The organism is Streptomyces camelliae (assembly GCF_027625935.1).
Classification (GTDB): Bacteria; Actinomycetota; Actinomycetes; order Streptomycetales; family Streptomycetaceae; genus Streptomyces; species Streptomyces camelliae.
This window is the reverse complement of sequence record NZ_CP115300.1, coordinates 5,231,686-5,244,930: the sequence shown is the minus strand read 5'-3', so window position 1 is coordinate 5,244,930 and position 13,245 is coordinate 5,231,686. Positions and strand designations below refer to the sequence as shown.

The following is a 13,245-nucleotide window of genomic DNA, read 5'->3' as shown; positions in this document are numbered from 1 at the left end:
TAGGCACTGTAATCGACGGGGAACGTTCCGTTCACGGGGGCAAACCCGCCCCCATGGGTCATTCCCGCCCAGCCACCAGCGCTTCGACGCCGTCGAGGATCCGGTCCAGCCCGAAGTCGAGCGGATCGATACCGGCCGGGTCGAAGACACCTTCCGCGATCGCCTTGGTGAGGGCCGGGAAGCGGTCGGCGTGCCGGGCGAGCAGTTCGCCGCTGAGCCGGTCCCACTCCGCGTCCTCCTCGGCGTCGTAGTCGCCGCGCTGCTGGGCGAGGTTGCGGACGAGTCCGATGAGCAGCAGGAAGACCTGGTGACGCTGGGCCGCGCCGAGGCCCGTGGGCTCCAGGGCGGCGAGCGCGGTGTCCAGCCAGCGCAGCTCACAGGGGCCCATGAGCCGGCGGCGCATCGCGATGGCGCCGAGCAGCCAGGGGTGAGCGGCATAGACGTGCGCGCACTGCCGGGTCCACGCCCGTACGGCCGACCGCCAGTCCCCGTCCCGGACCCCCGCGAGCTCCGGGGCGTCGGCCAGCACGGACTCCACCATCAGCGCGACGAGTTCGGTCTTGCCGGGGACGTACCGGTACAGGGCCATCGCGGAGACACCGAAGCCGGCCGCCACCCTGCTCATGGAGACGGCGTCCAGCCCTTCCGCGTCGGCGAGTTCGGCGGCGGCCGCGGCGATGCGCTCCGGCGACAGCTTCGGCTTGGGCCCGCGCGTGGGCTTCTCCTGCTCGCCCCACAGCAGCGCGAGGGTCGTTCGCGGATCGCGGGGCCCGTCCTGCTGCTCCTTGTTCCGTCCGGCGTTCCGTCCGGCGTTCCGTCCGGTCACGAGGTCCCTCCCACTCGGCTTGGCGAAGTCCGTTGACTCGGCCAGACAACTGTATATACCGTAAACGCCAGAGAACAGCTGACGACATAAACAGTTTAGGGGGAACACCCATGCTGCTGACCTACCGCGCCCTCAAGCGCCGGGCGAACGCGAAGAAGCTGGAGATCCGGACGCCGAACGGCATCGACGAGGCGTCGTACGTCCGGATCGGCGGCATCGACCAGTGGATCTCGATCCGCGGCGAGGACCGCTCGAACCCCGTGATCCTGGAGCTGCACGGCGGCCCCGGCGCGTCCAACCTGATCTTCATCCCGCGCACCAGGGCCTGGGAGCAGCACTTCACGATCGTCCGCTGGGACATGCGCGGCGCGGGCAGGACCTTCGCGGGGACCGGCCCCGAGGGCCAGGCCGAGATGACCCTGGACCGCCTCTACGCCGACGCCCTGGAGGTCACGGCCCACATCCGCGCCCGCCTCGGCGTCGACAAGGTGCTGCTGGTCGCCAACAGCTTCGGCTCGGTCACCGGCCTGCGGCTGGCCCGCAACCACCCCGAGCTGTACTCGGCGTACGTGGGCACCGACCAGAACATCATCGGCGGCAGCCGGGACTCCTCCGCCTACGAGGCGCTGCTGGCCCGGCTGGAGAAGGCGGGGAAGAAGAAGGAGCGGGCGAAGGTGGCGGCGATGGGCCCGGACCGCGCGGCCTGGACCGCCGAGCAGTGGTCGCTGTACGCCAAGACGGTCGTCACGACCGACCCTCTGACCTACGACACGATGAAGACGGTCGTGATCCGCTCCCTCTGGTTCTCCCCGCTCCACACCCTCCGCGACCTGCGCGCGTACCTGAAGGGCATGACCTTCTCCGAGCAGCTCGGCCCCCAGGCCATGACGATCGACGAGTACGCCGAGGGCACCGCCTTCCGCCTCCCCTTCTTCCTCTTCCAGGGCGACAGCGACGTCCTCACCCCACCGGAACCGGCCCAGCGCTACTACGAGGCGGTCACCGCCCCCGTGAAGGACTTCGCCCTGATCCGGAACGCCAGCCACTTCGCGTCATTCCGGCACCCGGACCAGTTCCTGGACCTGATGCTGACGAAGGTGCGGCCGGTGGTGACGGGGGAGGCGGTGGGGCGCTGAGGACAGGGCGTCAGAGGCCGGCTTCCGCCTCGGCCGCCTCCCGAATCGCTCGGATCTCGGCGATGGCCGCCGCCGGGTCCTCCTCCCCCGCATCCACAATCCGCTCCAACTCCCTCAGCCGGGCCGCGCGTACCGGGTGCCGTTCGATGGCGACGAACACGGCCCAGCTGTGCACGAAGGCACGCAGCGGGGCGAGGCTCCGGGCCCGCTGGGCGTTCGTCGCGGCCTCGAAGAGGTGCTGGGTGAGGGCCGGGGTCCTCCTCGGAGCAAGGCGAGCGACCGCTGCCCGCAGCGCATCCGGTGTCAGCTCGGGCACGGGCCGTCAGGCCTTGGGCAGGAAGCCGTGGTCCCGCAGTTCCTGGAGGGCGGCGGCGATCTCGAACTCGCTTTCCGGGAGCTGTTCCACCAGTGTCCTGACGCTGATGGGGGTGCCTTCGGGCAGGGAGCGGATGTGGACGCCGAGGCCGATGGCCATGCCGGACAAGCCCGGATGCAGGGCGAGGTCCTCGTGACCCGAGAAGGCGCGCACTGCCTTGGGGGTGGGCCGGTACCGGTAGACCAGCGGCTTGTACTGGTAGGTCATCGCGAAATGCTCTTCTCTCGAAAGGTTACGGCCGGTCAAGCCGCTCTCTCGGACGGCGCCCGGCAGTCACGGCAGCGTCCGGGTTGTGCCGACCGGAAGGCCCGGTCGCAGCCGTCGCAGGTCTGAAGTGGATCCGGGCGTGAGGACGACGCTGCGGGCAGGTCGCGCGGGACCGGGGGCCGGGTCGGCAGCTGGGGAGGCAGTTGGGCGGTGAGGCGGTAGGCCAGGAAGGCCGCCGGGTGCTTGATCCGCCCCTTGGGCAGGCCTGTGGCGAGCGCGCGTACGACGCCCGCGGGCGGTACGCCCCGCTCCAGCCACCTGGTGACGAGTGGCGCCAGGCGTTGTACGTCCCGCTCGCTGAGAATCAGGCGGGAGTCGTAGGCACGGAGCCCGGCGAGCAGTTCGGCGGCCTTGCCCGACGGCGCGGGCACCGGGGCCTTCGCCGGGGCGGGCACGGGGGTGGAGGCGGCGGCCGGCTCGGGACCCCGTGCGGCCTCGACCATCGCGTGACGCGGCCTGTTGTACGAGTACGTCCGGGTCACCACCTGGCCCGACTCAAGCCGCTCCCTGTCGCGCCAGTGCCACCCGTACTTCTCCAGCTCACGCAGGGCGGAGGCGATGCTGGTCTCTCCTTCGGGCAGTTGCTCGGCCAGTGCCTTGATGCCGACCGGGGTGCCTTCAGGCAGCGACTGGATGTAGCTTCCGATGCCCTTCGCCAACGAGGACAGCTCCGGGTGCTGGAGCAGCTCGTTGCTGATCACGGTGAAGTTTCCGTCCAGGCGTTCCTTCACATGGGTGACGCCGTAATGGGAACGGGAGGACTTCGCGGGCGGGCGCGCGTTACGCTGCTTGTACGTCATCGGGAAGCGCTTCTTCCTCGGTGATCAGGCCCTCGCACTGGGATGCCAGTCCCGGCGAGGGCCGATGCATGTCTGGACTTGTTGCCGTTGCCGACGCTGCACCACAACTGCCCCGCCGCGCCAGTTGCGTTGGGCATATTCACTCCGGAGGGTGAGCGACGGGGGCGGCGGGGTGGGTTGGGTTGGTTCTTTCCCAGATTCTTTGGTCTTTGGCGTCGGGCGGCACCGGGTCACGGCCCACCACGACCCGGCACGAGTTCCGCCCAGACGATCTTGGTTCCGGCCGCCCCCTCTTTCACGCCCCAGCGGTCCGCGTACGACGCCACGATCCGTAAACCCCGGCCGCCTTCCGAGTCCTCGGTCACCGGGTCGTGGAGCAACGGGACCCGGTCGCCCCGGGCGTCGGTCACCTCGATGCGGAGGGTGCCGTCGTCGTGCAGGGCCAGAGCCAGGCGGAAGTCCCTGCCTCGTGCGCGTCCGTGCAGTACGGCGTTGGACGCCAGCTCCGCCACCACCTGCGTCGCCTCCTCGAACGGCACGCCCCACTCGTCCAGTTGGCGCTCGGTGAGGAGCCGGGCCAGGCGGGCGCCTCTTCGGGTCGCCGAGAGCTGGATTCCGAGGTGATTCTTCTGATTCATGTCACCCAGCGTGGCCACCTGTCCCTACTCTGAACAGTGACGACCACAGTACGCAACGTGACTGTCCGGGCGGTTGGCGTGGTCGTACGGCTCGTACGTCGCAAGGGGGCAACGTGGAGGACGAGGAGGCCGAGGCCGTACTCAAGGCGGTCGGACGGCAGATCAAGGTCTGGCGGGAGGCCGCCGGGCTGAAGCAGGCAGAGCTGGGAAAGCGGATCCGGTACAGCGAGGAGATGGTCTCGTCCGTGGAGCGCGGGCGGAGGTCTCCCAAGCCCGACTTTCTGGACGGCGCCGATGAAGTGCTGGGCGCGGGCGGGAAGTTGTCTGCAATGAAGGAGGACGTGGAGAAGGCTCAGTACCCGAAGAACGTTCGGGATCTGGCCAAGCTGGAGGACGAGGCCATCGAGATGGGGGCCTACTCGAACCATCACATCCACGGCCTGTTGCAGACCACGGAGTATGCCCAAGCCCTGTACGCGATGCGACGGCCCGCTTACGCCGAGGAGGAGATCGACCGCCTCGTCGCAGCGCGCATGGCTCGAAAGACTGTCTTCGATCGGACGCCTCGACCGCTGATCACGTTTGTCCAGGAAGAGGTGACGCTACGGCGCCCCATCGGGGGCAAAATGGTGTTGCGCAAGCAGCTCGAACACCTGTTGGAGATCGGGCAATTGAGGCACATCGAGATCCAGGTGATGCCCACTGACCGCGACGAGGAACATGCGGGCATGGCCGGTCCCTTCCGGTTGCTGAAACTCCAGAACGGCAAGACCCTGGGGCACTTGGAGGTCCAGTTGCACAGTCGCCTGGTGAGTGATCCCCGGGAAGTACAGATCCTGGAGATGCGCTATGGAATGATCCGCTCGCAGGCTCTCTCCCCTCGGGAGTCGCAAGCCTTCATCAAGCAAGTGCTGGGAGAAGAGACATGACCTCGACGCTGATGTGGTTCAAGAGCAGCTACAGCAGCAACGACGGCCCCGACTGCGTCGAAGTAGCCATAACCCCCGTCACCATCCACATCCGCGACTCCAAGAACAAGGATGGCGCCCGACTCGCCGTCAGCGACACCACCTGGACCGAGTTCCTGGACTTCGCCGCTCACTCCGCATAACGCGCCTGGACGGCGTCCCGGGCCGCCTCCACCGCTGCCAGCCGGGGCGCCATGCGGGCGCGGTCCGCTCCTGGGGCGGCCATCAGCTCGGCGAGCAGGGCTGCGAGCCAAGCCAGGTCGTCCCAGTCCTGTTCGTCGGCCAGCAGGCGGGTCAGCGCCGCGTCGGCGACGGGCCAATCGTCCCGGGCACAGCCCACGACGCACTGAACGAAGACGCGGGCCGGATCTTCCAGGTCGGCCGACGACAGCAATCGCTCGACCTCCTGCCATAGTGGCCGTGCCTCAATCGAACCGTTGGACCCGCCGGCGGACAAGGCGAGTTGGAAGGTGCCCTCCAACGGATCCCGCTGTCGTATCCGCTCCCCCTCTCGTCTGGCCGCCGCCCACTGACGAGCGTGCCGGTACGCTTCCGCGCGCTGTTCCTCCAGAACTTCCTCGGGAAGCCCCAGGCGGTCCGCCTCGGCCAGCCGTTCCAGGGCCTCGGGCCATCGACCGCACCGCATCAGCAGGTCCACGGCCTGCTGCCAGGCCCAGTCCACGTGCGGCTCCAGGGCGATGCACCGGTCCAGGTCGGCCAGGGCCAGCTCCGTGCGGCCGACTGCCATGGCGGCCATGGCACGCTGGCTCAGTGCCCGGCCGTATTCGGGGTTCAGGGCCACCGCCCGGTCCAAGTACTGGAGGGCTTCCGGATAGTCCCTCAAGCCACGGTGGGTGGCGCCCAGGAGCCCGAGTGCCCAGTCGCTGTCGGGTTCCAGTTCCAGCGCACGGTGGAGGAAGGGCAGGGCCTCCCGGTATTGATGAGTACGCCAATACGCCTCGCCCAGCTCGATGTGAATCCAGGCGAGGTCTGGATCCGCCTCGATGGCCCGCCGGAGATCCGCGAACATTCCTTCCTCATCGTCCAGTTGGAGCTTGCAGCCAGCCCGATGCCCCAGGGCCCACGCATAGTCGGGTTCCAGTTCGAGAGCGCGATCAAAGTCGGCTAATGCATCCTCGTACCGACCCAGCTCATGGGCGGCCGCCCCACGGCTGGCCAGGGCCCCCGCGTAGTCCGGTTTCAGCTGGACGGCACGGCCCAACTCGGTGATCGCATCCTCGTACCGGCCGGCCAGCCGATAGGCATCACCTCGCTGGTACGCCACCCAGTCCTCCTCCGGCGCGAGGGAGGCAGCCCGGTCCAGATCTGCGATAGCCTCGTCCCACTCCTGGCGCTCGCTACGTATCAGCGCCCGGCCAACCAGCGCCCAGTAGTAGCCTGCGAGGTCCACTACACGATCGAAGTCGGCGAGCGCCTCGTCCTGGCGTCCCAGCTCTTGCCGACAGAGCGCTCTCCCCGCGAGAGAGATGGTGTCGGTCGGGACCAGGGCGAGAGCGCGGTCGAACTCGGCAACGGCCTCCTCGAACCGATCGGCACGCCGATGGGTCTCGCCACGCGCGCGAAGAATGTCCACATCGTCGGGAGACAGAGCCTCCGCCCGGTCCAGATCGGCCATCGCGGCCGGGAGGTCACCCAGCAGTCGGCGGGTGACTCCGCGACCGAAGTACAGGCGTACCTGGTCCGCGTCGGACAGCGAAGCCCGCTCGCCAAGTGCGACGGCCTGGTCGTACTCGGCCAGTGCCTGCCGGTACTCCCCGCTCCGCCTCAGCTGTCTTCCCCGCAGCGCGCGGGCCAGCGCTCGCCCGGAGACATCGAGCCCCGACCGGGACAGAAGCAGATCTACGGCCTTGATCACTCCTTGCTGATCGTCCGCCAGCTCGTCCCGCAGCCGTCGGCCCCAGTCCCGCAGAACCGCGTCGTCCGCCGCCGCCCCCGCCTCCTCCAGCATGCGGGCCCAGCGGCGGCCGTCCACCAGCTCCCACCAACAGGCCTCGACCACGCCCCTCAGCGCCCCGGACAGCTCCGCGCGCGGCCGGGCGCAGAGCCGGTGATATGTCTCCTCCAGGCGCAGCGACCGCCATGTCTCGTGCTCCCACAGTTCATCGGGGCGGACGCCGTCGGCTGCCTCCTCACGCCAGCGGCCGAAGACCGCGACGAGTGCCGTGTGCCGCTCCGTCCAGCCACGCGAGGACCGTCGGTGCAGCAGCCGCAGCATCTGCTCGCGCACCAGGTCGTGATAACGAAGCCGGTCCCCTCGGTCGACGACGAAGGGCAGCCTCCGCAGCCAGCCGAAGAGCGCGTCCGCTTCCTCCTCCGGGCAGTTGACGACCGCCCGGAACACATCCATGTCCAGCCCCCGGGGCAGCGCGCAGGCGAGGGCCACCGACCGGCGGTCGGAGTCCTGCTCCCACTTCAGGAAACGCTCGACCGCCGTCGCGCTGGGGTCGCCGATGTCGTCCAGGTCGGCGGGGTGCTGCTCGGCCAGGGTCGACACCAGCAGCGGCAGTCCCCCGGTCAGCCGCAGGACCTCCGCCACCACCGGCTCGGCCACCACACCGCGATCCGCCAGCAGCCCCCGCGCCTCCGCCTCCGTGAACGGCCCGAGCGGTATCTCGGTCATGAAGTCCGCGAAGCCGCCCCAGCGGGCCCTGTCGAAGGGATGTTGGCCCGCGGTGACCACGACCACGTTGGCGGGCAGGGCGCCGTAATCGTCGGTGGTCATCAGGTCGTGCAGCCAGCCGTCAAGGAACGGCCCAGTCCGCTCGTACGTGTCGAAGAACAGGATGATCCACGGTACGGCGCACGCCACGTCCGTCAGCTCGTCCAGCAGCTTGGGCGTCAGTGCCCGCTCGGGGGACAGCACCAGCTGTACGTCGTCCTGGCTGCTGAACCTCGCGCTGAGCCCTCGTCGCAACCGGTCGGCGTACTGAGCGAGTTGGGCAGGATCGACCGCGCCCACGAACGGGCCCGCGCCGGGTATGAGCCCAAGGCCCGCAAGCCCCGCCCGCGCCACCGTGGCCGTCACCGGTGAGGGACCGTCCTGCGCGGCGTCCAGCCCGGCGGCCACCGCCTCCGCCTCATGCCGGCGCTCCCGGTACGAGGCCAGCGCGCGGTCGAGCTTCTTGAACTCCGTTCCCTGCCGGGCGCATTCACGGCTGATGACCGCCATCGCCTCCGGCACGTTCCCCACGCCCTCGTCCACGTACGCCGTCAGCGCCCCGCGTTCCCGCGCCGTCTGTTCCAACTCCCTTAACAGGAAGGTCTTTCCGACGCCCGCGTTACCGTGGACGTGGAAGAGGAAACGGTGGCGTTCATCCTCGGCGGACAGGTCCAAATTGACCCGAAACGCCGCCCGTTCATCGCTGCGGCCGACAAAGCCCGCCCTCCTTCGCCGTCCGATCAGCTCCTGCATCGACGGCCGCGTCGGCCTCATCCAACCCACCCCCGTCCCGTCCGTCAGAAGTCTGACAGAGACACGAGCACTCGGACAGTCGCACACAGATTGACTTCGGAATACATTCCGAAGTACGGTCGGACCATGTCCACTCCCACGGTCGCATTCTCCGAGCTCTCGAAGAATTCGAAGCGTGTCGCCGAGACACTCGACCAGGCTCAGCGTGTACACATCACGCGCCGGGACGGCGAGGATCTTTACCTGACGACAGCGCGCCATGACCAGCAGCGCGAGGAGACGGCGGACATCACGGCCCGCCTGCTCGCCGCCCTCGTCCGCAGCGACGCCGGTGAGCGGGCCATACTCCGCGCGCTCCCCTCGGTCTTCCCATGGGTCCGTCATCTGTCGGCGGAGGAGCTGAAGCAGTTCGTGGCCGAGCTCATCGACGCCACATACGACGCGGCTCAGTTGGACGTCCACGCCAATCTCCACCGAGTGGTCGTCGAATGGCGCGCGACGGCACGCGTTCTCGCCGATCCCGAACTCACCGCGCAACTCACCCGGCGGCTGCCGGACGAGGACCACGGTGAGGTGACCGCGCCGTGAGCCCGAAGCGTGGCGACGACGTGGCCCCGCCGCCGGTGGGCCAGGAATGGCACCTGCGCTTCGCGACGAACGAAGCAGCGAAGGGCTGGGGCGAGTTGGGCGCAGAGGCACCGGGAAACACACGGCGCTGTTTCGAGGCGTTACGCAGTGACCCTCTGTCCCGATCGGATCCCGACCGCCAGCACCGGCTGCGCGGCCGTCTGGGCACGGGCAATCTCGGCGGCCGGGACTACCCCCAGTGGGAGTACGAGGTGACAGCGGGCGGTCGCGTGCGCTACCTCGTCGACGAAGCGCGCCGCACAGTTCATCTCGTCTACGCGTCCACCCGTCATCCCAGGGACACCGAGTAGCCGCCTTTCCCGCCGCCCGCCTCTTCATTCTGGCGCAATGGTCACGTGCTGACCCGGCTCCCGCCGGGGGAGAATCCAGCCATGACCACCACCCCCACAGGTAACTCCCGTCATTCCAGCCTCAGTCTGGCCGCCGGAGTCCTCACCGGCATACTCGCCCTCTACATCGCCCTCGTCGCGCTCGGGAACATCACCGACTTCGGGACCAACCAGCAGTTCGTGCGGCATGTGCTGGCGATGGACACGACGTTCCATGACCATGACCTGATGTGGCGGGCCATCACCAGCAAGGGGCTCCAGGACACCGCGTACGTCCTCATCATCGTGTGGGAGACCGTGGCGGCGCTCGTGCTGATCTGGGGGACCTGGCTCTGGGCTCGGCGCCACACCGGTCTCGCCCGGCGCATCTCCACCTACGGGCTGCTGATGCTGCTGCTCCTCTTCGGTGCCGGATTCATCGCGATCGGCGGTGAGTGGTTCTCGATGTGGCAGTCGAAGACCTGGAACGGGCTGGAGGCGGCGACCCGGATCATCGTGCTCACCGGGGTCGCCCTCGTCGTCAACCTGCTGCCCGCCCGCCCGGAACCGGAAGCCGCTAGCTGACGACCGTCACCGACGTCCCCTGATCGCCGAACGACCACAGGGCGGCGCCGTCCGGCTTCGGCATGCGGATGCCGCCCAGCTTCTTGCCGTCCGCCGGCGGCGGTGAGGAGCCGTCCAGGGCGTTGGAGAAGGCGATGTTCACGCCGGACACCTTGGTGAAGTACATGACGTGCTCGATCTCCACGCCGTCCGAGCCCTTGAGGGACTGGATGCGCAGGGTGACCGAGTAACGGCCGGGCTGCGGGCTCACCGTGCCCGGCCACACCGGGAAGGTGCGGTTCGCCTTGCCGGTCGCGTCGACCAGCCACACCCGCTTCTCGCCGAGCGAGTACACGATCCGGCGGCCCTCGCCCGACGCGGCCGGCGGCGCGGGCGGGGCCGAGGCGTGGGGCGTGGCGGAGGCGTGCGGGCTCGCCGTGGCCGACGGCTTGCCGTCGGCCACGGCGGCCGTCGGGTGCGGCCCGTGGTTCGCCTGTACGGCGAGGGCGACGACGGCCGCGGTCGCCCCAGCCGTCAGACCGGTGACCCAGGCCCAGGAGGGCAGTCGGGCAGCCACGGGTACGCATCTCCTCCGCTACAGGGCCCCGTCTAGATGGTTCGGGGTCGGATCATCGTACTCAGTCTCTTCTCGGTCTCTTACCTCAATCCAGGACCGGCAGCAGGTCGGGCAGGTGGCCGTCGGAGGCCTCGGCCGCCCGCTGCCGCTCCTCGGGCACCTCGCCGTAGAACGTGGTGCGCGGCCTCGCCGGGCGGCCGGCGGCCTCGGCGACGGCCACCAGGTCGCGGATCGACTTGTACGAGCCGTACGACGAGCCCGCCATCCGGGAGATCGTCTCCTCCATCAGCGTGCCACCGAGGTCGTTCGCACCGGAGCGGAGCATCTCCGCCGCCCCCTCCGCGCCCAGCTTCACCCAGCTGGTCTGGATGTTCGGGATCCAGGGGTGCAGGAGCAGGCGCGCCATTGACGTCACCGCCCGGTTGTCCCGCGTCGTCGGGCCCGGACGGGAGATGCCCGCCAGGTAGACCGGGGCGTTCGTGTGGATGAAGGGCAGCGTGACGAACTCCGTGAAGCCGCCCGTCTCCCGCTGGATCCGGGCCAGGGTGCGCAGATGGCCCAGCCAGTGGCGCGGCTGGTCGACGTGGCCGTACATCATCGTCGAGGAGGAGCGGATGCCCAGCTCGTGGGCCGTCGTGATCACCTCGATCCACGTCGCCGTCGGCAGCTTGCCCTTGGTCAGCACCCAGCGGACCTCGTCGTCCAGGATCTCGGCGGCGGTGCCGGGGATCGAGTCCAGGCCCGCCTCCTTGGCCGCCGTCAGCCACTCGCGGATCGACATGCCGGTGCGGGTGGCGCCGTTCACCACCTCCATCGGCGAGAAGGCGTGCACGTGCATCCCGGGGACGCGGGACTTCACGGCCCGTGCGATGTCGAAGTACGCCGTGCCCGGCAGGTCGGGGTGGATCCCGCCCTGCATGCACACCTCGACCGCGCCCACGTCCCAGGCCTGCTGGGCGCGGTCGGCCACCTGCTCCAGGGACAGCGTGTACGCGTCGGCGTCCGTCCTGCGCTGCGCGAAGGCGCAGAAGCGGCAGCCGGTGTAGCAGACGTTGGTGAAGTTGATGTTCCGGGTGACGATGTACGTGACGTCGTCACCGACCGCCGACCTGCGCACGTCGTCGGCCACCCGGCACAGCGCGTCCAGCGCCGGGCCGTCCGCGTGCAGCAGGGCCAGCGCCTCGGCGTCCGTCAGCTTCGTCGGATCGTCCGCCGCCGTGCGCAGCGCCTGCCGTACGTCGGTGTCGATGCGCTCCGGCGCCATCCCCGGGGCGGCCGCCTCCCGCAGCGCCTCCCAGTCGCCGTAGACCTCATCGAAGTCGTCCCGGCGGTCGCTCGTACGGCCCTCGGTGTCGATCGTGCGGTGCAGGTCCGTGCGGCCGGTCGGTACGAAGGCCTCCTCCGGCTCCTGCCAGGGCCTGCCCTCGACCACCGCGTCCTCGCGCGCGAGCCCCGTCTCCGGGTCGGCGAGCGCGCTCACGTGCGGGCGCAGCCGCGGGTCCAGCCAGGGCTCGCCGCGGCCCACGAACTCCGGGTAGACGCAGAGGCGTTCGCGCAAGGAGAAGCCGGCCGCTGCCGACTTCGCGGCCAGTTCCTCGATCTGGGGCCAGGGACGCTCGGGGTTGACGTGGTCGATCGTCAGGGGCGAGACCCCGCCCCAGTCGTCGATGCCGGCGCCGATCAGCCGCTCGTACTCGCTGTCCACCAGGTTCGGCGGGGCCTGGAGGCAGGCGGACGGGCCCATGAGGTGCCGGGCGACGGCCACCGTGGCGACCAGGTCGTCCAGTTCGGCGTCCGGCATGCCGCGCATCGCCGTGTCCGGCTTGGCGCGGAAGTTCTGGATGATCAGTTCCTGGATGCCGTGGTAGGCCCGGGAGATCTTGCGGAGTGCGAAGAGGGACTCGGCGCGCTCCTCGTACGTCTCACCGATGCCGATGAGGAGCCCGGAGGTGAAGGGCACGGACGAGCGGCCCGCGTCCTCCAGCACCCGCAGCCGTACGGCCGGTTCCTTGTCCGGGGAGCCGTAGTGGGGGCCGCCGGGCTCGGACCAGAGCCGCTGTGCGGTCGTCTCCAGCATCATGCCCATCGACGCGGCGACGGGCTTCAGGCGCTGGAAGTCCGTCCAGGTCATGACGCCCGGGTTGAGGTGGGGCAGCAGGCCGGTCTCCTCCAGGATGCGGATGGAGATGGCGCGGACGTAGGCGATGGTGTCGTCGTAGCCGTGCGCGTCGAGCCACTCGCGCGCCTCCGGCCAGCGGTCCTCCGGCTTGTCGCCGAGGGTGATGAGGGCTTCCTTGCAGCCGAGCGAGGCACCCTTGCGGGCGATGTCCAGCACCTCGTCCGGGGACATGAACATCCCGTGCCCGGCGCGGCGCAGCTTGCCGGGGACGGTGGCGAAGGTGCAGTAGTGGCATTTGTCCCGGCACAGCCGGGTGAGAGGGATGAAGACGCTCTTCGAGTACGTGATGACACCGGGCCGGCCCGCCTGTTCGAGGCCCGCGTCGCGCACCCGGGCGGCCGACGCGGCGAGGTCGGTGAGGGCCTCGCCGCGGGCCTGCAGCAGCACCGCCGCCTCGGCCACGTCGAGGGCGACGCCGTCCCGGGCGCGTTTGAGGGCGCGACGCATGGAGTTCTCGGTGGGGCCGGTTCCGGAGGTCGCGGAAGTCGTCATCCCTCCACCATACGTTCGACGTGATCAGGGCCA

14 protein-coding genes are annotated in these 13,245 nt (G+C 69.5%); 6 read left to right on the top strand and 8 right to left on the bottom strand.

Annotated features, from left to right (window positions below; translation table 11 throughout):
- Window positions 1–58: 58 nt before the first annotated feature.
- Window positions 59–826, bottom strand: a complete 768-nt coding sequence (locus tag O1G22_RS24000) for a TetR/AcrR family transcriptional regulator (RefSeq protein ID WP_270083205.1) — start codon at window positions 824–826, stop codon at window positions 59–61.
- A gap of 110 nt (window positions 827–936) precedes the next feature.
- On the opposite strand from O1G22_RS24000, the gene O1G22_RS23995 reads away from it, so the two are divergent.
- On the top strand, window positions 937–1,962 hold the full coding sequence (locus tag O1G22_RS23995) for an alpha/beta fold hydrolase (RefSeq protein WP_270083204.1): 1,026 nt from the start codon (window positions 937–939) through the stop codon (window positions 1,960–1,962).
- Between the two features lie 10 nt (window positions 1,963–1,972).
- Here O1G22_RS23995 and O1G22_RS23990 read toward each other — a convergent pair whose 3' ends face one another.
- The 4 genes from O1G22_RS23990 to O1G22_RS23975 form a co-directional block, all read right to left on the bottom strand.
- Complete coding sequence (locus O1G22_RS23990; protein WP_270083203.1) at window positions 1,973–2,278, bottom strand: hypothetical protein; 306 nt, start codon at window positions 2,276–2,278, stop codon at window positions 1,973–1,975.
- 6 nt (window positions 2,279–2,284) lie between these two features.
- Complete coding sequence (locus O1G22_RS23985) at window positions 2,285–2,545, bottom strand: helix-turn-helix domain-containing protein (RefSeq protein ID WP_225097819.1); 261 nt, start codon at window positions 2,543–2,545, stop codon at window positions 2,285–2,287.
- 35 nt (window positions 2,546–2,580) lie between these two features.
- Complete coding sequence (locus tag O1G22_RS23980; RefSeq protein ID WP_270083202.1) at window positions 2,581–3,405, bottom strand: helix-turn-helix domain-containing protein; 825 nt, start codon at window positions 3,403–3,405, stop codon at window positions 2,581–2,583.
- Between the two features lie 230 nt (window positions 3,406–3,635).
- The gene (locus tag O1G22_RS23975; protein WP_270083201.1) at window positions 3,636–4,043 is read right to left on the bottom strand and encodes an ATP-binding protein; all 408 of its coding nucleotides are present in this window, start codon (window positions 4,041–4,043) and stop codon (window positions 3,636–3,638) included.
- 113 nt (window positions 4,044–4,156) lie between these two features.
- On the opposite strand from O1G22_RS23975, the gene O1G22_RS23970 reads away from it, so the two are divergent.
- Complete coding sequence (locus O1G22_RS23970; RefSeq protein ID WP_270083200.1) at window positions 4,157–4,972, top strand: helix-turn-helix domain-containing protein; 816 nt, start codon at window positions 4,157–4,159, stop codon at window positions 4,970–4,972.
- Window positions 4,969–5,154, top strand: coding sequence for a DUF397 domain-containing protein (locus O1G22_RS23965; protein WP_270083199.1), 186 nt, complete (start codon window positions 4,969–4,971; stop codon window positions 5,152–5,154). Before O1G22_RS23970 ends, O1G22_RS23965 begins: the two co-directional genes overlap by 4 nt.
- On the opposite strand, the gene O1G22_RS23960 is transcribed toward O1G22_RS23965, so the two are convergent.
- Window positions 5,142–8,276 (bottom strand): tetratricopeptide repeat protein, encoded by a 3,135-nt coding sequence (locus O1G22_RS23960; protein WP_270083198.1) that lies wholly within the window; start codon window positions 8,274–8,276, stop codon window positions 5,142–5,144. The two genes, O1G22_RS23965 and O1G22_RS23960, sit on opposite strands and share 13 nt — an antisense overlap.
- Before the next feature lie 294 nt (window positions 8,277–8,570).
- Here O1G22_RS23960 and O1G22_RS23955 point away from each other — a divergent pair, with 294 nt between their 5' ends.
- The 3 genes from O1G22_RS23955 (at window position 8,571) to O1G22_RS23945 (ending at window position 9,985) form a co-directional block, all read left to right on the top strand.
- On the top strand, window positions 8,571–9,032 hold the full coding sequence (locus tag O1G22_RS23955) for a prevent-host-death family protein (protein ID WP_270083197.1): 462 nt from the start codon (window positions 8,571–8,573) through the stop codon (window positions 9,030–9,032).
- Complete coding sequence (locus O1G22_RS23950) at window positions 9,029–9,382, top strand: hypothetical protein (protein ID WP_270083196.1); 354 nt, start codon at window positions 9,029–9,031, stop codon at window positions 9,380–9,382. The genes O1G22_RS23955 and O1G22_RS23950 overlap by 4 nt, the downstream gene beginning before the upstream one ends.
- Window positions 9,383–9,463: 81 nt before the next feature.
- Entirely contained in the window at window positions 9,464–9,985 is a 522-nt protein-coding gene (locus O1G22_RS23945) for a DUF2165 domain-containing protein (RefSeq protein ID WP_270083195.1), read from the top strand.
- Here O1G22_RS23945 and O1G22_RS23940 read toward each other — a convergent pair.
- Both O1G22_RS23940 and O1G22_RS23935 read right to left on the bottom strand, forming a co-directional pair.
- Window positions 9,978–10,541 carry a hypothetical protein gene (locus O1G22_RS23940; RefSeq protein ID WP_270083194.1) on the bottom strand — a complete coding sequence of 188 codons (564 nt, stop codon included), beginning with the start codon at window positions 10,539–10,541 and terminating at the stop codon, window positions 9,978–9,980. The two genes, O1G22_RS23945 and O1G22_RS23940, sit on opposite strands and share 8 nt — an antisense overlap.
- Before the next feature lie 85 nt (window positions 10,542–10,626).
- The gene (locus tag O1G22_RS23935) at window positions 10,627–13,212 is read right to left on the bottom strand and encodes a bifunctional FO biosynthesis protein CofGH (RefSeq protein WP_270083193.1); all 2,586 of its coding nucleotides are present in this window, start codon (window positions 13,210–13,212) and stop codon (window positions 10,627–10,629) included.
- Window positions 13,213–13,245 lie beyond the last annotated feature (33 nt).